The following is a 19,478-nucleotide window of genomic DNA, read 5'->3' as shown; positions in this document are numbered from 1 at the left end:
CATGTGAAACATTCGGTTCAGCTGTCGCGTTCCTGCGAACAGAAACGCGGTCGTGACCGAAACGGTCCGCCGGATATGTTCCTGGTGATACCCGGCATGGGGGAGTCAGGGGCGTTCCGCCCGCTCTGGTCATCCACGGCTCCGACGCTGTCGACGACTCTGCCGCTCGCCATCTGGACGTGCGTGGCCGGTACCGAGCGCAGGCCGGTGGTCGCGACATGTCCGGCGGCAGTGGTTTTCCCGGACTCGAGCTGTTTGGCCACGGACACGGCATGGTTGATCGGGATGGAGTATCCGGCCCGCAGACCGGCTGGCAGGTACTCGTTGAGCGCTGTCGCCGCGGTGTCCATCCCGATGACTTCGCCGGTCGTGCTGATGAGAGGGCCACCGGAGAAGCCGGGTTTGATCGGTACGTCACTCTTGATCAGCCCGGTGAGCTGCTCGGCATTCCCCCCGTCGGAATCGGTTGCGGTGATGCTCTGGTTGAGCGCCTTGACGGTTCCGGCGACGACGCTCGGCGCGCCGCCTTCGGCATTGCCGATGGCGGCGACCGAGTCGCCGACGACTACCTTGGAGGAATCACCGATCGGAACCGTGACGAGCCCTGAAGCACTTTTCAGCTGGAGCACGGCGACATCGTCGGTCGGGTCGGTACCGACGATGTCGGCGGTGAAGGTTCGACCGCTGCCGGCGACAGTGACGGTGATGCCCGCGGTGTCCTGGACGACGTGATTGTTGGTGAGTACCTCACCGGAGGAACGCAGCACCATGCCGGTTCCGGCGACGGAGGCATTCTGGGAACTGAGCCTGGAAACAATGCTGACCACGCCCGGAATCACCTTCTGGACGGCGTTCGACGTCTGGGACCCGATGGTGGCACTGTTCGCGGTGGAGAAGCCTGGAACGGTGAATGCTTGGATCGCCATGCTGGGGGCATCGGCGGCCCCGACCGCGCTGCCGGCCACGCCGGAGGTCGGGGTGGCTGCGGCGACCGCGGCGACACAGGCGATGACGGTCGCCCGCAGCAGCCATTGGCGCGGCGCCTCCGGTGGGAACGGACGTCCTACCTGCTCTGGTTCACAGGCGCCGTTACTCTCCTCACGCACCGTTCGGTTCTCCTCCTGAGCTCACCGGCAGGGCTGACATCACCTGTGCCGCTCTCGACCGCCGCCGGCGACGCCCGACGTCCGACGATTCCAACCCAACCGCGTGGCAAACCCGGGCATTCACCGAACGCCCAGATGCGTGGGACGTCACGCCTGAGCAGGTCCCTGTGGGTACATATCGCCCTACTCGTGTACGTGGAGTGGTTGTTACATCACGGTCTATGGCTCCGGGGAGGGGGATTTCCGACTTCGGCGGCGTGGGGGTTGCCGCCACCGTCCCTGTCCGAGTCCAGCTCGTCAGACAAGGTCGCGGATATTACAGAATCAACTAGGTGATTACCGGGAGGGGGTGCGCCGGGAACAGGAACTCCGTGGAATCCGGTTTCTCACCGGCTGGCCAGAAGCTGGCGCAACCCGATGAGAAGTAGTTTCAGTCCGAACCGGTACTCCTCTTCATGGTCACAGACGGCAAGATCGGAGGCTGCCGTGGCCAGCGCGGGGAAGCCGGCTGCCCGCAGCTCCCCCATCCGGAGGGCAAGTAGCTCGGGTGACTGCTGCTGGTCAACGAGCAAGTTCCATCCGCCGTTGAGTTCGCGTAGGACGGATCCGGTATGGAGGGCGACTATCGTTCGAAGTATGTGAACGGACGTGGCAGTGTCGAATCCCGCGTTGGCCAGCAGGACCATCGCGGTGTCGAAGGCCCGGAGAGCCACTGTCGAACCCACCGGCCGGGTGACCAGCAGGATGAACGCATTCGGGTGGGCCAACGCCACCCGGCGGAACTCACCGGCTATGGCCTCGACACGGTCTTCCCATTTCCCGGTCGCGGCCACTGTCACGTCGATCTCGTCCTGTACGGCCTCGGTGACTCCGTCGAGTACCGCGGCCTTGTTGGGCACGTGGTTGTACAGGGACATGGCCTCCACGCCGAGCTCGGCGGCGAGGCGGCGCATGCTGAGAGCCTCGACTCCGTCCCGGTCGACGAGGTGAACGGCAGCACGGATGATCCGTTCGCGGTTGAGGGGTTGGCGGATGCCGGATCCGGTGATCCTTGTCATGTGACTCGCCTTCCGCCCTCCAGGTTCCTCGGGGCCTCCGGCCGCGCGAGTAGTTGAGGAACGGGCTGCCGTCCTCGACGTCGCCGTGTGGGCTGAAAGGGGTGGGGAAGTCAGCGCAGGGCGCGCAGGCCGGCGGCGGCAAGATCTGGCACAGCGGCTTCTACCGTCTCGAAACCGTCACCAACGGTTTTCCCCCGGATGTACCGGGAGTGGATCCCCTCCGCGATCACGGCACTCTTGAAGTAACCCAGGGCCAGGTAGAAGTCGAAGTTCACCACGTCCCGCCCCGAGGCTGCCGCGTACGTCTCGATCAGCACGTCCGTGGAAGGCATCCGGTCACTGGCGGACGCGGCCGACCCACCGAGCACCGGTTCGAAGGCCGGATCGTGGTAGACGACGGCCAACGCGAGGTCCGCAAGTGGGTCGCCGAGCGTGGCCATCTCCCAGTCCACCAGTGCACGCACCGTGCCGAGATCGTCCGGATCGAGGATCGCGTTGTCGATCCGCGCATCCCCGTGGACGATCGCTGCCCCGCTTTCCGGCGGTAGCCTCTCGGCCAGCAGGGCGTGCAGGGCGGCGATGTCGGCCAGCTCCCGGGTGGCGACGCGGGACCACTGATCCCACCAGCGTCCGACCTGGCGGCCCAGGTATCCCGCGGGCCGGCCGAAGTCGGCGAGGCCCACCTGCGGGTACTCCACCGCGTGCAACCGGGCCAATGCGGTGACCAGCCCGAAGGCCGCCCGCACCACCTGGGCGTCGGAGTAGGCGTCCAGATCCTCGCGGGTCCGGATGACCGCGCCTTCGACGAGTGAGACCACCGAGAAGGGCGCGCCGATCACCCTGACGTCCTCGCACAGCGCCACCGCCCGTGGCACCGGCACATCCGTGCCGCCGAGCGCGGCGACCACCCGGTACTCCCGGCTCATGTCGTGGGCCGACGGGGTGAGACCGCCGAGCGGTGGGCGGCGGACCACCCAGCGCGACGCGTCGTCCCACACCCGATAGGTCAGGTTGGACCGGCCGCCGTGCAGCAGGGTGGCGCGTAACGGCCCACGCCGGCCGGGAACCCGCGCGTCGAAGAAGCCGGTCAGGGCTGCAAGATCGAGGCCTGCGGGTGAGGCGGTACCGTCGGTCGGGTCGAGCGCCGTGGGGCTCGCCTGTCCTGAGGTTTCCGGGGCACTACCGGTCATCACGTCCTGCCCTTCGCGCGTTGTCACGGAATGCGTTGTCGCCGAGTGTGTTGTAGCGGAGTGGGCAGTCGTGGCCGGTTCCTGCGCGTGGCAGGTCGGCTATCGGGCGAATACGGCCCGCCATTGTTCGACGGAGCGGGGACGGAACACCATGTTGTCGCGTCGCACCTCCGACAACGGCGCCGACGGCTGGGGTGAATAGAGGTGACCTGGGTAGACGACCGGGTCGTCCGGGAGCGCGGCCAACTGGCGGAGGCTCGCATACATTGCATCGGGATCGCCGCCGGGGAAGTCGGTGCGTCCGCAACCCTCGAGGAAGAGTGTGTCGCCCGCGACGAGGCGCTCGCCGTCCACCAGGAAACACTGGCTGCCCGGGGTGTGCCCGGGGGTGTGCAGCAGGCGGATGGGGACGGTGCCGACATCGAGCACGTCATCATGGTCATGGCTGACCAGGTCGGTGGCGGAGACGCCAGTGACGCGCCGCACCCATTCGGCCTCGGCCCGGTTCACATGTACCGGCACCTGGGTGCGGGCGAGTAGTTCACGCAGGCCCGGAAGGGCAAAACCGAACATCTCGCCGCCGACGTGATCGGGATGATGGTGGGTGACGAGGACGCCGGTCAGGCGTATGTCATCGGCCGCAAGGACCGCGAGGAGGTCGTCGACCGCGTAGGCCGGATCGACCACGACCGCTTCTCGGGTTTCCCGGTCACCGATCAGATAGGTGAAGTTGACCATCTGCGTTGCCACCGGGTCGCCAACGGCGTAGTCGCGTCCGGACAGCAGTTGGCGGAAGTACAGCCGGTTCACCATGGGCACAGGTTACGGGGAGTACGGCACCGCGGTCGCGGTCACGACCCGGATCCGGATGATTGACTCCCAACTGAACCCACACCGTGGTCTACATTGTTGACGTGCCACCCCCGACGATTTGATCTTGATTTGCCGGGGGTGGCACCGGGGTTCCTCAGGATGACCGGCCATGAAACCGCTAGCCACCGCTATGACGCCGCTAGCCACCGCTATGACGCCGCTAGCCACCGCTATGACGCGGCGAGGAAGCGGTCGAGGACACGCACGCCGAACCGAAGCGACTCGACCGGCACCCGCTCGTCCACGCCGTGGAACATGCCGGAAAAGTCCAGGTCCGGCGGAAGCAGCAGCGGGGAGAAGCCGAAGCAGCGGATCCCGAGCCGGGAGAAGGACTTCGCGTCCGTTCCGCCCGACAGCATGTAGGGGATGGCGCGGGCGGACGGGTCCTCGGCCTTCAGAGCGGAGGCCATGGCATCCACGAGCGGGCCGTCGAAGCCGGTTTCGAGCGCCTGGTCGAACACGACCCAGTCGCGCCGGACCGCCGGACCGATCAACTCGTCGATCTGGCGGAGGAACTCCTCCTCCTGACCGGGCAGGAAACGGCCGTCCACGTAGGCAGTCGCCTCTCCCGGAATGACGTTGACCTTCTCGCCGGCGTCAAGCTGCGTCGGATTCGCCGTGTTACGGATGGTAGCCCCGATCATCCGGGCGATCGGGCCTAGTTTGGCGATCGTGGTCTCCAGGTCGTCGGCGTCGATGTCGATGCCGAGGGCCTCACCCACCGAGTTGAGGAACACCCGGACGGTCGGCGTCAGCACCACGGGGAAGCGGTGGCGGCCCACCCGCGCGACCGCCTCGCACAGCGCGGTCACGGCGTTGTCGTCGTTCGTCATCGACCCGTGCCCGACGCGACCGGCGACGGTCAGCTTCATCCAGGCGATGCCCTTCTGGGCCGTCTCGATGAGGTACAGACGCAGATCGTCGGAGACCGTGTAGGAGAAGCCGCCAACCTCGCTGATCGCCTCGGTGCAGTCGGCGAACAGATGCGGGTGGTTGTCGACCAGCCAGCGGGCGCCGAGTGTGCCCCCGGCCTCCTCGTCGGCGACGAACGCGAGGACCAGGTCCCGCGGGGGCCGGCGCCCGGAGCGGACAAGATCGCGGACGACCGCGAGCGTCATCGCGTCCATGTCCTTCATGTCGACCGCACCGCGTCCCCACAGGCTGCCGTCAACGACCTCACCGCCGAACGGGTGGACCCGCCAGTCCGACGGGTCCGCCGGCACCACGTCAAGATGACCGTGGATGAGCAGCGGCGCCCGGCCCGGATCGGAGCCCTCGACCCGGGCGATGACGCTGGTACGGCCCGGTGCGGACTCCAGCAGGGTCGGTTCCAGGCCGACCTCGGCAAGCTTGGCGGCCACGTACTCGGCGGCGGAGCGTTCGTTGCCGTCCCCGTTACCCCGGTTGACCGAATCGATACGCAGCAGGTCGTGGCAGAGCTCGATGACCTCGTCCTGCGCGGTCGAACCGGCCGCTGACACCGAGTCGGCAACGGACTGCGGGGAGGTGGACGTCTGCTTGTCGTGGGACGCGGGGAGGTTGCTCGCCATGGATCCAGTCTGCCGCGCCCGAGGTGTGTTCGACACACGTGGGGTTGAGGTGAGTCGTGCCGCAGGAGCGGTCACCGTGGATCGTGACGGATGATGCCGGGGGGTGGCGTCAGCCACCCCCTTCGGACGTGTAGCATCGCAATCGGTTTCGGACGTGGACAGCGTCCGGTGCCGTAGGTCCGGGTGGCGGAATGGCAGACGCGCTAGCTTGAGGTGCTAGTGCCCTCTAAGGGCGTGGGGGTTCAAGTCCCCCCTCGGACACAACCTAACGAGATCAACATGGTCTCTGACCTGCATGTATGGGATGTGGGGGTTCAACTTCCCCGGCCGACACGAACCATTACCCCACATGCGCTCTACCTGCACTTTTGTGAGCTACAGGTATATGTAGTGTTGCCTTGGTGATGTTGGCGCCGCGCTGGGTGCGCCCTCGAGCTGGCCAGAGATCCCAATACCCGTCGATGCCTTGGCCGCCGGCCCTTGTCAGCGGGGCCAAGACCGAGGAGGTCGTACTGGGGCGATGCTCGCGATCATGGCCGGCACGCTGGATCCCGCTGCTGGGACAGCGTCAGACCGTTCTGAGGACGCGTTGACCGACGCGGTGTTCGGCGCGATCCGCCACCTGCCCTATCGGCGGGTGCTCGGGGCGGTGCTCGCCGCTGCCGACGTGCCGGTCGATCCGGAGACATTGGACCGCGCGCGGGTTGAGCTGTGGCCGAGTTACCAGGTGCCCCACCTACCGGGGATGCGGGTTGAGCCGGACGTGGTGGTGACCGCCGGGACGACGGTGGTCGTGGCCGTGATCGTAGGAGCGATCCGGCCCAGGGCAGACCTGGAGCTGGCCGAACGGTCCGTCCGCAAGCTGGTACCGGAGGCCGGTGAGAGACGGTTCCGCTGGCTGCCCTCGCACCAGATCGCCACCTGCCTCGACACCGCTGACGGGCTGGCTCCCCACGAACGGCGCCTGGCCGACGACACGCTGAGGTTCATGCAAAGCCGGGAGGTACGCGAGGTGTTCCACCGCCCGGACCTGGCCGCCTTTGAGCAGGTGGCGGTGGCACAGCGGACCGCGATCGGACAGCTCTATCCTCAGCTGCGGCTATTCTTCGACAGCTTCACCGCCGCGTTGCAGGCCGAGAGGGTCGACTACTCGACCCCGGCTTGGAAGGGCATGCAGTTCGCCGGGGTCAGCACCTCGGTCAGCCGGCCGACCGAATGGGCACGGGCCGCGGTTGGGGTCGCCTACTGGCCCGGCTACTGGCCGAAGCGGCTGGGGACCTCGTCGAAGACGCCCTCGATTCTGGCGTTCTTCGACTTCTACGACCCGGGGTTCGAGGTCAGCCTGACCGTCCCCTCGCCGAACGCGGCGGTGGCGATTGGCGATGGAGCGCTGGCAGCCGCACGCCGCCGCACTCGCCCACGAGCTGGCGACGCTCCACGACTACGACGTCATCGTCGACAACCCCGACCCCACCAGCCTCCGCGTCCAGGTCGCGGCTGGCAAGGTCCACCCTGCCTGGCTCATCGACGCCTTCGGCCGGCTCGCCGGCAGCAGCCGCCTACGCCTCCGGCGCAGGACGGACCTGGACGCCCTCACCGTGCAGACAGCCCGAGACCTTTTCCTCGACCTGTGCGCGCGGGGGCTGAATGTTTACCGGTTTGGTGCCGGAGCACGGATTCGACGTCTTTGTTCCGGTCGCTCATGGGGAGCAGCCGGGGCAGGCGAGGGCGTTGGTCACGCCGAGGTGGGCCAGTCGAAGCAGCACGGCCACGCAAAATCGCGCAGTCATCGCTACCGATCCGACACGCTCTGGAACGTCTGGCGCAGGGTCCGTGCCGGAGGCTCAAGGCGGCCTTGAACAGGATGGATGCCCTTTTCGGCACCTGCAGCGTCGCGCTGAAAGACGGACAGCTTCCGTGTCCACCGGCCGCGGGGAGGTCAGAGCTTGCTCGCAGGACACACGACCCGGTGCCCCAGACGACCCGCGAACTCGGTCACGAACCCTGGAGCGAGTGAAGGCCAGTTCCAGAATTTGAACCCGAGGTACCCGAAGCCCCACTCGGGATTCCAGCGCCAATCATTCAGTTCGACCGGCTTAGCGCACACGGCGCACGAAACTATTCCCGCGGCGCCGCCATGCCAGGCGTGGATCGCATCGCCAAAAGGCCCCCACACCCGATCGTCGAGCTCCCAGTGGTCGTCGATGAGTCGGATCGTCGCGGCGCAGTGCGGGCATCCGGCGTTCACCACTTCACCCTCGCCGAAGTCGAAGACTTGGCGACCGGTGATGACCTCGAGACCATTAGTCCGGAGGCGACCGAGAGTAGTATCCGGCTCCGTCATAGCGTCGGCATAGTTGGGACCCGGGGGATACCCTAGCTCGCTGCCGAGCACGCAGTCGGTGCGGTCGGCCGCGACGATGCCCGCCTCGACGAGCCAACCAATCATGGCCGCCGCAAGCTCCTCCGCATTGCCAGCGGCCGCCTCGATGTCACCGATCGTTCGAAACCAGTCGCTCATAACTCCCTCTCGCTACGTGGAGTGCGGCTGTGTCGACGATGCCATGATCCAGCTCGGCCCTGGTCACGGGTTGCGGGACGCGCTCTTCCGATGATCGGTATGCTGGTCACCGCGCTGCCTCGGCGGGGAACTACTCTCATCGGCCATGACAGAGCCGTCCTATCTGCACACCACCCGGACGGCCTACGACACCGTCGCCGTCGCGTACGCCGAGCGTTTCAGCACGGCCCTCGAGTCCAAGCCGCTGGACCGGGCGATGCTTGCCGCATTCGCCGAGCTCGTGCACGCCGCCGGTGCCGGTCCGGTGGCCGATCTCGGCTGCGGCCCCGGCTACGCAACGGCACACCTGCGCTCTTTCGGGTTGACCGCCTTCGGCCTCGACCTGTCCCCAACGATGATCGCGCTGGCCCGGCAGGCGCCCCACCCAGGCCTGCGGTTCGACGAGGGTTCGATGACCGCGCTGGACCTGCCGGATGGCGCTCTCAGCGGCATCCTCGCCCGATATTCCATCATCCACACCCCGCCCGAGAAGCTGCCGATAACGTTCGCCGAGTTCCACAGGGTGCTGGCCCCCGCTGGACATCTGTTGCTCGCCTTCCAGGCCGGCGACGAGCCTGGGCACCCGGCCCAGGCATTCGACCACAAGGTGTCGCTCGTCTACCGGTGGTCACCCGACCGCGTCGCCGACCTGCTGCGCCAGGCCGGCCTCGGTGAGGTCGCCCGGCTGCTGCGGGAACCCGACGAGGACGAGAGGTTCCAACAGGCCCACATCCTGGCCCGCAAACCGGAATCTTGGCAGAGTCGTTATTTCTACAGGCCATTGGCCGACGACGAAAAGGTCCCGCGTAAGCAACGGCACACCGCCCGCCGGGTATTTCAGCGGCTGGTCGAGGAGGAAGGAGCACAGGTGGCCGAGTCGACGGTACGGGCGTTCGTGGCCCGTACCCGCGCGGAGACCTCGGGGGGCCGGTCGGTGACCATTCTGCAAACCCATGTCCCTGGGGCCGAGGCGGAGGTGGATTTCGGGGAGTTCCGTGTCTGGGTCGCCGGGACCTGGGTCCGGCTATGGATGTTCGTGATGCGACTGTCGTTTTCCGGCCGGGCGGTCCACGTCGCCTACGGCAGCCAGGCCGCCGAGTCGTTCCTGGACGGGCACGTGCGGGCGTTCGACCGGCTCGGCGGGGTATCGGGACGGATACGCTACGACAATCTGAAACCGGCGGTCGTGAAGGTGCTGCTGGGCCGGGAACGGCTGGAGAACCAGCGATTCGTTCTACTGCCAGCCCGGGATAGAAGGCGCGCACGAGAAAGGCGGAGTCGAAGGCGAAGTCGGCCGGTTCCGCCGCCGCCATCACCCGGGCAGCCGTCTCCGACCTCGGTCTCGCCATCGGCACCCCGGTCACCGCACTGATCAAATCAACCGAGATCTCACTTGGGACCCCGTGAGCCGGATACCCCAGCCGAAACGGTGAGGTCACAAGCCACGGCGGGACCGCCGGGAAACCCGCCTCAGCGCACGGCGGTCGGAGTCTGCTCGGCGAGCCGGGCCAGCGTGCGCATGGAACCCGGCACCGTGGCCATGATGTTCTTACCGACCAGCCGGGTGAACAGCAGGCTCGACGGCCCGCTGATGGTGGCCTGGTGAGTGAACCGGATACCCGCGCCGAGAGGCTCCACGACATGGACGAAGGTGAGGCGGGCCATCGGGAGCTCGCTTACGGCCGTGAAGGTCCGATTGGGTTCCACGGCGGTCAGGGTGAACCGGGTCCTGGGGCCGTCCGCCGGCTTGAGCGTGCCCTTCGCCCCCGGTACGAACAGGTCGTCGAGGGCGACGTCGGTCATGCCCGTGTTCCACTCCGGCCATGTGGCCGGCTGGCTGTAGCGGGCCCACAGTTGCTCGGCGGTGGCCGAGCTCGTCTCGGTGTGCTCGAATGTCCACATCGTAGGCATCTCCCGGTTCTGGCCATATACCGTCAAATACGGTCAGTGCGGATCGGACGCGCCTGGTCGCGGTCGAGCCACAGTGGAGTCGCGGTCGGGTCCGAGGCCGCTGACCCGGCTTGTCTGTGACCGGGCACCCCCTCAGGTTTCACTAGATGTGACACGTAAGCAACTCAGAGCGAGAACTCTGGCTCCACGCCGACTCGTTGATCCTTGACCCGTCGCTTCCCGATCCGGATCGGGATCCGCTCACCCCTGGGGGCGATCTCACCGACGATGCCGTAAGCGGCCAGGAGGCTGCCACCACGATCCCGAACGGCACACCCCGCCTTGTTGGTGCCCGTGGACCGTGCGGAACGGATGCCTTGGACGGGCGGGTAGTAGCCATCGTTTCGTGATTCGGTCCATCCGCGTCCAGTTGAGGCGTGTGCGCTGGCTACGGCGCCGCAGCGCCTTGTACCGGTGCCGCCCGGCCTGGGTCAAGGGTGAGGCTGGGTGGGGAGCAGTCAGATCAGGGGGTGCGGCGGCGTCAGCGTGAGATCCGCAGGCACGGTGACACCCCAGCGTCGAGCGTGGTCAAGCAGCCGCTTCTCCGCCCAGGTGAAGGTATACGTCTCATTCATGCGCAATGGCTGGTGGCCTACCACGATCCCGCGGACCGCATGCCATCCCATCTCCCGCAACGGCGGGGGAAGTCGTCCGGTCAGGTCGCAGATCAGGGGATCCAGGCCGTCGCGACAAAGGTGGGAGGCAAGAACAGCCAATCGGTCTTGATCATCATCCAAGGAGCCCTCGCGCACCTCCCCTTCAAGGTTGTGATCGCTCCCTTCAAGGTTCCGATCGCTTCGGAGCTCACATCGCTCGAGAAAATCTCGGCCCAAGGCGGCCCCTGCCGGCGACGCCCAGAAGAGTGCACGGCTGATCTCATCCACAATGGCTCCCCCATCTCCGTTGGATGGCCACCGTGCGACGATCTTGCGTAGCAAGGACAGAACTTGCAATGCCTCACGTGCCGATACCAGTACGGCATGATCCAGGGACCAGGACGCGCAAGAGCCGGCTGCGGCGATCCCGCCCCCTTCCTCGTCCACAAGCATGGTAAGAGCCACCGTGATCCCAGGAATTCCGCAGGGAATGAGAGCTGTCCCGGCGAGGAGCGTCATCCCTCGGAGTACCTTCGCCAGGACACCAGAAGCGTGGGTGAACCCCTGGCGGTAGCCGGATCTGGCGTATGGCTGTCCGCTCCCAGTCCGCGGGCCCGTCCCATGGACCGCAGCGAGAAAGCTTGCGGGATCGACGGAGCGCAGAGCCGGGCCGAGGGTCCATGCTGCCTGGACGGCATCCCGTTCAACACACTCAAGGAAGGCGTTGAGGGATGCTCGGATCAGGGATGGGCCTGATGCCGCACCGCTCGGCGAGGCGTCGGTATGGTCGACCGGCTGCTCCCGCACCGGATCGTCAATAATCGCGGCCGGGACGAGGACCGCGCGCCGCGGGCTCCCAGGAGGCGAGCCCAGGCGGATCGCGGGCAGGCAGGCTACGGGCTGGGCGTTCAATATCGGGTGCGCCAGCGCGCCTGCGGCACTGAGGCGCCGGTTGTCGTCCGGCGGAACATCAGCCAATCGCAATGGATCAACCGCCGGCGGAATGAGGGCTGCGCGTTCGACGGCTTCCCCTGCCCCCCGGATCAGGGTGTCACCGCGGCTGAACCCGCATGCCCCAACGTGGTGGAGGGATGGTCGGCCTGCCTGCCACCTGCCACCGATCTCCCCGAGGCCGATGTCGACCGCCACTGTCCATAGCGGCAGCTCATCCGGTGGAATCATCTGCCAGGCGCGGGCAAGACCGCTGGTAGGCCCTAGAGTCGCAATGGCGTCGAGCATCCGGAATCACATCCATTCCGGGTTTCTGAGGGCCGTTCCGGATGATTTGGCGTGAGCCGCTTCGGCGAGGGCCGACGTTACAAAGAATTGGAGATCGCGATGGGTGAAGCGACCGAGCATCGGCAGGCCCGCTCCCCATCGACGGTGGAGCCGGTCGGCAATGACGTCCACAATGCCAGGATCGGGCCTCCGAACGAGGTCCGGCTGCGGTTCTTGAGACTGTCCTGTCGCATCTACAGCTTCGCCGGCATCATGATCGCCATATAAGGCGTCCAAAAAGTTGGACAAACCATAGGTCGGGCCTTGGAGGACATTGATCGGCGTCCTCGCCTCCCGAACCCGGCCGCCGTGACTGATGTGGCGGAACCGATTCCATGCGGACGACAAACGGCCATCTTCTCCCCATCTTCGGTCACCGGCGATGACCGATGCGGCCCAGACAGGCAGGCACAGGCGGGTCGCCCAAGCCTTGGACAAGCCGAGCACGGTCGACACCTCTGTTGCCACGAACCACAGAGGAGAGGCGAAGATGTTCCGACCGATGTTGCCCCAGCCCGCGTGGGAATGCGCACCGACCGTCGCGAGTCCAATCCGGAAGTCGTCGTCAAAGCCACTGTCAACTGCGCGGGCCAGAAGCGTCGCCAGGCTTTCCAGACTGGCCAAGGCGACAGCGTCGGCAACGGTGAGCGATGGGTGGGGTTCGGTTGGGACCGCTGTGAACGGGACCAGGATGCGAGCGAGAACCTCCACAACGGCATCCGCGACCTGCCGCCGCGGAAGGGAAGCGGTGACGAGCGGTTCAACTGCGGCATACCGGGGGCGGAGAGCCTCGGAGAGGATGAGGAGCTTGTCGCCGGCGTGGTCGCAGCAGGCTGCCGGGCTTACCTCCGCACCGGTCCCGAGCGTTGTCGGCACCATCACCGTGAGGATCGCCGCCTGCGCCGACGACGGCAGCAGAACCAGCCCGCACCGACCGCTGGCAAGCCGCGGCGTGGCGAGGATGTCAGTGGGCAGTGCCCCAAGAGCGGCCAGATCCATCGTCGCTCCGCCGCCGATGGCAACGATGCCCGTCGCCTTCAAACCGTGCCAGCGTGCTGACATCGCTCTGACCTGGTCGAAGGTTGGTGGACGGTCAACGGTGACGACGTCGACCGGATCCCGGCCGACAGCGGTTCGCAGACGGCGCTCCAACGCGGCGCCCTGTCTTGTCGCGACCGCGCCGGCATCAACCACCAGGACCGGACGGTTACCGACAGACGCCGTGGCCATGATGGCTTCCAGCGCACCCGTTCCCGCGAGCCAGCGGGTCGCGGCGGACCAGCCCGCCAGACGTCGCGCGGTCGGACCGTGCTCCGGGTCGTCCCGGTTTGGTGGAACCGTTGGTAGACCTCCCAGCACCGAGGACGCGCCTGTCATCCCGGTCATACCGACGCCGGGGCCGTTGGCTGCCCCACCTTGTCGTGAGTGGAAAGTACTTTTCCCGGGCGGTCGGAGGTGTCCCACAGACGGTCCAGCCCGGCAGACAAAGCGGCTGTCAGCTGGCGTATCCCGTCCGCCTCGTAAACAAGTGCCGGTACGAGCTGGACGCCGCCCAACCCCGGATGGACCACCGCTCCCGCTTCCCGGACATAACCCACCAGCGCCGCTATCTGCCCTGGATCGAGCAGCTGGTCGTACTGGTCACGGACAACGACACCGCGAAAGCATCCACGTCCAGTGAGCGTGAGCCGGGACGGTGCCGCTGAGACGAGGCCGTGTAGCGACGCATCGAGCCATCCCGCCACATGCACCGGCGCGGCCGACTCCCGGGCCCAAGCGGCAAGGTCGAGAACAGTTTCTATCGCGGCGGCGGTCGGCGGTGTACCGGCCTGGGTCTCACCGTGGACGAAGACCGCGTCATGCCGCTCGAAGACCTCGCAGATCTGGTGGCTGACCAACACCGCCGCAGCCGCGCATGTTCCGTTTGTCAGACCCTTCGACAACAATAGGACGTCCGGCCTCCGGGTCCACAGAGAACTCGCGACAAACGGTCCGGTGCGGTAGAAGCCCGTAGCTACCTCGTCGGCTACGACAAGGAATCCGTGCTCGTCTGCGAGCCGGCCCGCTTCGTCGATGAAAGCGGTGGGGACCTCAATCGCGCCAGTGCCAAGAACCGGTTCGATGACAATGGCGCAGATCCGATCGCCTTCCCGTTCACACAGATCGGTCAGTGCCGCAGGGTCATGAGGATCGACGTGACGAAGGAGTCGTCGGTCCACGCCGTAGAGATCCTGATCGAGATCCTCCCCAGTCAGACCATGGGCCCCGTAGGTGAGCCCGTGATAGCTGCCGCGGAGACCGACCACCACCTTCCGGGTGCGTTGACCTCGCAGCCGGGACCACTGCCGGACTAGTTTCATGGTCAGATCGTTGGCTGCGCTGCCGGATGTCGAAAAGATTACGCTGCCGAAGATGCCCGAGTCTGTGGCGTCCAGCAAGGCTCGCGCGGCTCGCACGGCAGGCTCGTTCCCATAGCGGAACAGAGTCAGATAGGAGGCTTTGTCGAGAGCGGCAGCGACCGCGTCCCGAAGCTCAGGACGGCCGTATCCGAAGTTGACGTTCCAAAGTCTGGACGTCCCGCACAGAAGTCTGCGCCCATCAGCCATGAACAGGTGAATTCCGCTCGCAGCGACTGCGGTACGGGACGGGTCGGCGAAACGGCTTGGCGGCGTCAGCAGCTCCCACAGCGGGGGACGCTCCCGAATACCCCAGGCGGGATCGGGTGGCATGGCTCTCGGTGGGGTCATGGCCGTCCCTCGACGCCAGCGTTTCTGGCCAGACAAGTGAACAGGACAACTCGGCGGCCATCTGGATGTGCGGCCAGCAGATCACGGTGTTCGATCGCGAACCCCGCGGTCTCCAGCTCGGTCCGTAGCAGTTCCTCCGGCAGGAGCCGAGGTGTGGTGGTGAACAAGGCGGGGCGAAGTGGCTCACCGACCGGTCCGGCGACCAGCACACTCACGTGTCGCACGCCCGCGTCTTGGTCGACCTGCTCGAAAACAGTCACCAATACGGCTCGGTCGTCTTCGTCACGAACAGAAAGCACGCGGGCTGTTTCGGTAGAAGGAACTGAAGACTGGAGCTCGTCGTACCAGAGGGTGGAGATCAGGAATTTGCCCCCGGGCGTTAGCAGCCGGATCAGACCCCCGAAGGCACGTGCCCGCGTTTCGCCGTCCAGCAGGGTCACGGTCGTCGTTCCCAGAAGGACGACGTCGAAGAGCCGGTCCAGTGCGGGAAGTTCCGCCATGTCCGCGTACAGGGTCTCCAAGGACGCCGACATGCGCATGGGGAAGGTGGCCGCGACGTCCCTCAAACGCGTCAGCATGGCATCCGACCTGTCCACCGCGACAACCTGATGTCCGCGCGCGAGAAACGGCATGGTCAGACGGCCAGTTCCGCACCCAAGATCGAGGACGGGGCCCCGCAGCCCACGGGTGCGGTGCGTCATGAGGGTGATTTCGCTGTCGTCCCCGTCGACCAGGGCTTGGTAGACACCCGCACCGCCGTCGTAGATGTCGCCCAGCACAAGGTCGTCGCCCAGCTCCCGGGCCAGCCTGTGAGCCGTGGCGTTCGCAGGCAGTTGGAGGAGCCCGACGGGCGAGACGGCCGCGGCATCCCTGTCCTGCCAGCTCGTGGCCAGGGGCTGGACATGCGCGCCCGCTGTCATGACGCCGCAGGCAACAGCACTGGCAGCGTGATACCGCGAGCTGTCAGTGCATCACGGACAGCGGATGTCGACACTCGGGAAAGATCCTCCATACCAGCGCGTGCGAGTCGAGTAAGGGCCGCATCCGGATCCAGAGCGTGCAATATCACGTCGAGAGCGGTGGCAAGCTGGGCGCTGATACGGAACGCACGGCGGGCCCTGGCATCGAACAGCACGTGCTCCTGCGATGAGACGAGCAGCAGAAGGTCGTCCCGGGGAGCGGTCAACTCACCCACCTGGTGGGGATCGGCGATCCGGAACCCCATTCCGGAGACCCGCCACTGTGTGGGCGTACGTAGCCTCAGCGTGCGTACCGCATCAAGTGCGGCCAGGTGACCCCGTAATGTCGCCCTTTCAGCATCGAGGAGTGCCTCCGTCACGTCGGCTGGTCCGCAAAGGTCACCGTGCCGGGCGGTAAGAGCCGCGGCGCTGGCTTCCAGTGCCAGGCGGCTGTCCCCCACACTGCCGAACGCGATGCCGCCTGGCGCAGTGCGCACCATGCCATCCGCTCCGGCGTACAGCCGGTTTCCCAGGCCCGACGCTGTGCAGGGCGGCCCTCCCGACAGTAGGCACCGGTCGCCGAGTTCGATCGCCGGGTGCAGCAGAATCTCTTCGAAGAAGCCGGAGAGACGGACATCGGCGACATCCTGAAGGAAGCCCGCGGCATCGTCAGCAGTGATCAACCGGACGACCGTCGGACTTGCTATGGCGAGGTAGCGCAACGAGATGTAGTCGGTGGTTTGTAGCCAGAATTCCGGCCCGATTTGGATCTCGTCGCCGGGTTCTTCGATTCGGCCGTCGTAGCGTACCCATGTTCCGGGACCACTGGGCAGCTGTTGCCGACGGCCCGGCCGGGCGAGCACGAGTACGCCGTTGCCAACAATGCCGGTGCTGACACTGGATAGCCACCTGACCGCGTCCGGACCGTCGGCGATGACAACCGCGGGTGCCAGTGGTGAAGGCTCGCCACGCGCCCAACTGCCTAGGCGGGTGCTGAGGGTCTTGAGATCATAAGGACGGTCCATCGACATCTGCTCCTTGGGCGTAGACGGTCGGTGCGTTCGGGCTAACAGCTCACGACAGCCGGTGCCATGCCGGGTCCACATAGACCCGTCGCAGCCACGTCCCGAAAGGCAGGCGACCAGTTGAGACAGATGCGAGGCCATCCGGGTCGGCACTCCCTGACGACAGACACAAGGCGACAACCGTACGGTCGACCAGGCGGGCCTGCCCCTCGGAGATCCGGACGGGACTTCCGGCGTCGGCTTGCACGCTTTCCCTGTGCGCGTCGCCACACACCGATGCCAAACCGAGACGGGGATGGAGCACGATACCCGACCGTTTCAGTTCAACTGGAAGACCAGACACGGGCCGGGCACCTTCCGGAAGAACAAGTGCTATGCCACGGGTGTCGTGCGTGTAGGGTGTCGTGACGTTGAGAGGGACTTGTACCGTACTGAGAATGACGGCTACAGCAAGCGATACGCCAAAACCACCCGCGAGGCGGCGCATGCGGGAAACCCCTTTTACCGCGGCGGCTCGTTCGAGCTTAAGCAGCGCCGTAAGCGGTGATGACAGCGTATAGACGAGCAGAAAAAGGACAAGGACACCGCCTACAGGACCAAGTAGCGCCAACAGCAGTGGCTCGTAAGAGGAGAAGGCAGCCGCGACAAGCGTCGGAGCTGTCAGCATGCAGGCGATTCCAAAAAGTGCCCAAATCGGCGGCAGCGGGGTCGAGAGACCGGTAGGCGCCCACCCCCGCGGTTCCCGTGGACCACCGAACACCCAGCGCTGAACAAACTCGTGAACAAGTGCCATTGACTTGGGTCGCAGATGCGGCCGATCAAGCCATCCCACTAGCGCCACGTACCCATCGAACTTCACGAACGGACACAGGTTGATAACCGCCATCAGGATGTCGGCTGCCGCGACCAGGGACAGCACCTGGTGTCCAGAGCCGGAGGGTAGGGCACTGGCTACCAATACAGCGGTCGCTGCCGCGAAGACGTGCACACGCACGCCAGCAAGCGCCACAGCAACCCGGCGGCGGCGCGGCTGCCGCCACGACTGGCTCACATCGCAGAACAGCGACGGGCTTCCATAGAGGAGCATGACACCCATACGGCGTACCCGGCCGCCAGCCCGCGTAAGTGACAGCCCATGAGCGATTTCGTGGACGGCCGTCGTGGCCAGGCTGACGACCATGACCACAACCAGAACGCCCAGGGGCACCGGGCCTGCCAGGTCAGCCCTAAAACGGGCGTGCTCAGCAACAGCCACAGCCATGCCGATCAGGGAGACCGCCCAAACGGCCACCTGTCCGGGGATAGAAGCGAGCACGTTTCCAACGGGTAGCAGAAAGGCAAGAAGCCGATGAGGGTCACCAACTGCGTACTCGACTGTGCCGGGTGGCCGATACCGGAACCGGCCAGAACGAGAGGCGCGCGAAAAACTCTTCCGGCGCGGCGCCGAGTGGCGTCCTGTCGAAGGCCTGAACGGCATGAGTAAGCTGCTAGATTTTCGTGGGTTTTTGTTTCGAAGCACCGGTACGCCGACACCGTTGGGCGGTAGCGTCAGACCGAGCACGGCAAAGCGGCCGAGAGCTGCTTCTACCACGCTTGGATCAGAAATTCCCAGCTCACCGGCTAGCTGAAGACTGTTCCGGGTACCATCGAGTAATGTCAGCAGCTGGGCGGCGCCCGCAGTTACCCGGAACTGCCTACCAGCCACGTCATCGATGACAAGGACCCGGTCTCCGTCCGGATCCGGGACGAGCTCCAGGTCGGTACGTCGCTTTATGCCCAAGCCACCGCTGCCCGACGGGCGGACGTTGACGCTGGCGGGCACGGTTGGCTCCTTTTCCTAATTCAGAGGAATTCCGATGACACCTGACTTGTTATGGAGACCAGTGAGTACGTGGGCTCGGTGACTCGCGCCGAGCCCACGTCTCGATCAGATGAGCGCTATACAAGCAAAAAATCAGGTAAGCGCGATACCACCGACGATAGCGCCGGCAAAGACCGTGCCGACCGCGAAGCCCTCCCAGAATCCCCAGCCCGGGGCTTGGAGGTCCTCCAGTTCCTCGATGTCGAAGACAAGTTCGGCGAAGGCCAAGTCAATGCTCGCCTGATCCTGCGTAGTGGTGGTCATGTTTCACCTTCCTTTCGATACCGGCCGCCCGCAGCATGCGTGCCCTGGACGGCTCATATGGATCCGTGCAGAGACGCGGACCTACCATCAGGGCTTGCGTGTCCCTTGGGCGTGCATATAATGATCACAAGGGTGTGCGTCTGATGCCGTGTCGTGGCCCCGACACGGCATCAGGTGATCGCTATACCGATGGCGGTACCCGCCCCAACGACGGCGACCCCCACGGCAAAGCCGCCTACGAAAGACCAGAAGCCGGGGGCTTCCAGGCCTTCCAGCTCCTCGATGTCAAGAAGTGCCATAATATTCACCTCCTCACGTACTGCTAAATTTCTTCCCATTAGGGAAGTCTACGATGAGGGCGTTTTTAGACGGGAACGTCCTCGGAAACCAGGCGCCACCAGCCGGTCAGCAGCACAAGAATGATCCACAGAGTAAACATTATGTATCCACCGGCTATCGGT

The 19,478-nt window shown here is 65.8% G+C and carries 17 protein-coding genes, 1 tRNA gene and 1 pseudogene; 4 read left to right on the top strand and 15 right to left on the bottom strand.

What is annotated here, in order from left to right; translation table 11 throughout:
• Nucleotides 1-17 precede the first annotated feature (17 nt).
• The 5 genes from NBW77_RS18955 to NBW77_RS18935 all read right to left on the bottom strand — a co-directional run bounded on the left by NBW77_RS18955 (nt 18) and on the right by NBW77_RS18935 (nt 5,777).
• Nucleotides 18-1,106, bottom strand: coding sequence for a S1C family serine protease (locus NBW77_RS18955; RefSeq protein ID WP_131746908.1), 1,089 nt, complete (start codon nt 1,104-1,106; stop codon nt 18-20).
• A 386-nt stretch (nt 1,107-1,492) separates the two neighbouring features.
• Nucleotides 1,493-2,164 carry a TetR/AcrR family transcriptional regulator C-terminal domain-containing protein gene (locus tag NBW77_RS18950; protein WP_131746909.1) on the bottom strand — a complete coding sequence of 224 codons (672 nt, stop codon included), beginning with the start codon at nt 2,162-2,164 and terminating at the stop codon, nt 1,493-1,495.
• A 110-nt stretch (nt 2,165-2,274) separates the two neighbouring features.
• A complete protein-coding gene (locus NBW77_RS18945; protein WP_250280092.1) occupies nt 2,275-3,381 on the bottom strand; it encodes a phosphotransferase family protein in 1,107 nt (368 codons plus the stop codon).
• Nucleotides 3,382-3,453: 72 nt separating this feature from the next.
• Nucleotides 3,454-4,167 (bottom strand): MBL fold metallo-hydrolase, encoded by a 714-nt coding sequence (locus tag NBW77_RS18940; RefSeq protein WP_131746910.1) that lies wholly within the window; start codon nt 4,165-4,167, stop codon nt 3,454-3,456.
• A gap of 230 nt (nt 4,168-4,397) precedes the next feature.
• Nucleotides 4,398-5,777: a M20/M25/M40 family metallo-hydrolase gene (locus tag NBW77_RS18935; RefSeq protein ID WP_131746911.1), complete on the bottom strand. Its 1,380-nt coding sequence runs from the start codon at nt 5,775-5,777 to the stop codon at nt 4,398-4,400.
• A gap of 177 nt (nt 5,778-5,954) precedes the next feature.
• Here NBW77_RS18935 and NBW77_RS18930 point away from each other — a divergent pair.
• Both NBW77_RS18930 and NBW77_RS18925 read left to right on the top strand, forming a co-directional pair.
• Nucleotides 5,955-6,038 (top strand) — tRNA-Leu (locus NBW77_RS18930).
• 1,121 nt (nt 6,039-7,159) lie between these two features.
• A complete protein-coding gene (locus NBW77_RS18925) occupies nt 7,160-7,636 on the top strand; it encodes a hypothetical protein (RefSeq protein ID WP_131746913.1) in 477 nt (158 codons plus the stop codon).
• A gap of 80 nt (nt 7,637-7,716) precedes the next feature.
• Here the strand turns inward: NBW77_RS18925 and NBW77_RS18920 are convergent, their stop codons facing one another.
• A complete protein-coding gene (locus NBW77_RS18920; RefSeq protein WP_131746914.1) occupies nt 7,717-8,298 on the bottom strand; it encodes a hypothetical protein in 582 nt (193 codons plus the stop codon).
• Nucleotides 8,299-8,443: 145 nt separating this feature from the next.
• Between NBW77_RS18920 and NBW77_RS18915 the strand changes: the two are divergent.
• Together NBW77_RS18915 and NBW77_RS18910 are read left to right on the top strand one after the other, a co-directional pair.
• Nucleotides 8,444-8,995 (top strand): annotated as a pseudogene (locus NBW77_RS18915) (class I SAM-dependent methyltransferase); the annotation flags it as partial.
• Nucleotides 8,996-9,648: 653 nt separating this feature from the next.
• Nucleotides 9,649-9,744, top strand: a complete 96-nt coding sequence (locus tag NBW77_RS18910) for a TOBE domain-containing protein (protein ID WP_502799502.1) — start codon at nt 9,649-9,651, stop codon at nt 9,742-9,744.
• Nucleotides 9,745-9,807: 63 nt separating this feature from the next.
• On the opposite strand, the gene NBW77_RS18905 is transcribed toward NBW77_RS18910, so the two are convergent.
• The 9 genes from NBW77_RS18905 to NBW77_RS22145 all read right to left on the bottom strand — a co-directional run bounded on the left by NBW77_RS18905 (nt 9,808) and on the right by NBW77_RS22145 (nt 19,316).
• Complete coding sequence (locus NBW77_RS18905; protein ID WP_165486094.1) at nt 9,808-10,239, bottom strand: SRPBCC family protein; 432 nt, start codon at nt 10,237-10,239, stop codon at nt 9,808-9,810.
• A 506-nt stretch (nt 10,240-10,745) separates the two neighbouring features.
• Nucleotides 10,746-12,065, bottom strand: coding sequence for a YcaO-like family protein (locus NBW77_RS18900; RefSeq protein WP_250280093.1), 1,320 nt, complete (start codon nt 12,063-12,065; stop codon nt 10,746-10,748).
• Nucleotides 12,066-12,128: 63 nt separating this feature from the next.
• Entirely contained in the window at nt 12,129-13,547 is a 1,419-nt protein-coding gene (locus NBW77_RS18895) for an iron-containing alcohol dehydrogenase (protein ID WP_131746917.1), read from the bottom strand.
• Nucleotides 13,544-14,908 carry a daptide-type RiPP biosynthesis aminotransferase gene (gene mpaD / locus NBW77_RS18890; RefSeq protein ID WP_207387025.1) on the bottom strand — a complete coding sequence of 455 codons (1,365 nt, stop codon included), beginning with the start codon at nt 14,906-14,908 and terminating at the stop codon, nt 13,544-13,546. The genes NBW77_RS18895 and mpaD overlap by 4 nt, the downstream gene beginning before the upstream one ends.
• Complete coding sequence (gene mpaM, locus NBW77_RS18885) at nt 14,905-15,828, bottom strand: daptide-type RiPP biosynthesis methyltransferase (protein ID WP_131746918.1); 924 nt, start codon at nt 15,826-15,828, stop codon at nt 14,905-14,907. Before mpaM ends, mpaD begins: the two co-directional genes overlap by 4 nt.
• Nucleotides 15,825-16,892 (bottom strand): daptide biosynthesis RiPP recognition protein, encoded by a 1,068-nt coding sequence (gene mpaB / locus NBW77_RS18880; protein ID WP_250280091.1) that lies wholly within the window; start codon nt 16,890-16,892, stop codon nt 15,825-15,827. The genes mpaM and mpaB overlap by 4 nt, the downstream gene beginning before the upstream one ends.
• 49 nt (nt 16,893-16,941) lie before the next feature.
• Complete coding sequence (locus NBW77_RS18875) at nt 16,942-18,207, bottom strand: zinc metalloprotease (RefSeq protein WP_131746920.1); 1,266 nt, start codon at nt 18,205-18,207, stop codon at nt 16,942-16,944.
• 639 nt (nt 18,208-18,846) lie between these two features.
• Nucleotides 18,847-19,017, bottom strand: a complete 171-nt coding sequence (locus tag NBW77_RS18870; RefSeq protein WP_165486092.1) for a daptide-type RiPP — start codon at nt 19,015-19,017, stop codon at nt 18,847-18,849.
• A gap of 170 nt (nt 19,018-19,187) precedes the next feature.
• Entirely contained in the window at nt 19,188-19,316 is a 129-nt protein-coding gene (locus tag NBW77_RS22145; RefSeq protein WP_284346954.1) for a daptide-type RiPP, read from the bottom strand.
• Between the last annotated feature and the right edge of the window lie 162 nt (nt 19,317-19,478).

This window comes from Frankia sp. Cppng1_Ct_nod (genome assembly GCF_920656135.1).
In the GTDB taxonomy this organism is placed as follows: Bacteria; Actinomycetota; Actinomycetes; order Frankiales; family Frankiaceae; genus Protofrankia; species Protofrankia meridionalis.
This window is presented reverse-complemented; position numbering and strand designations above follow the sequence as displayed.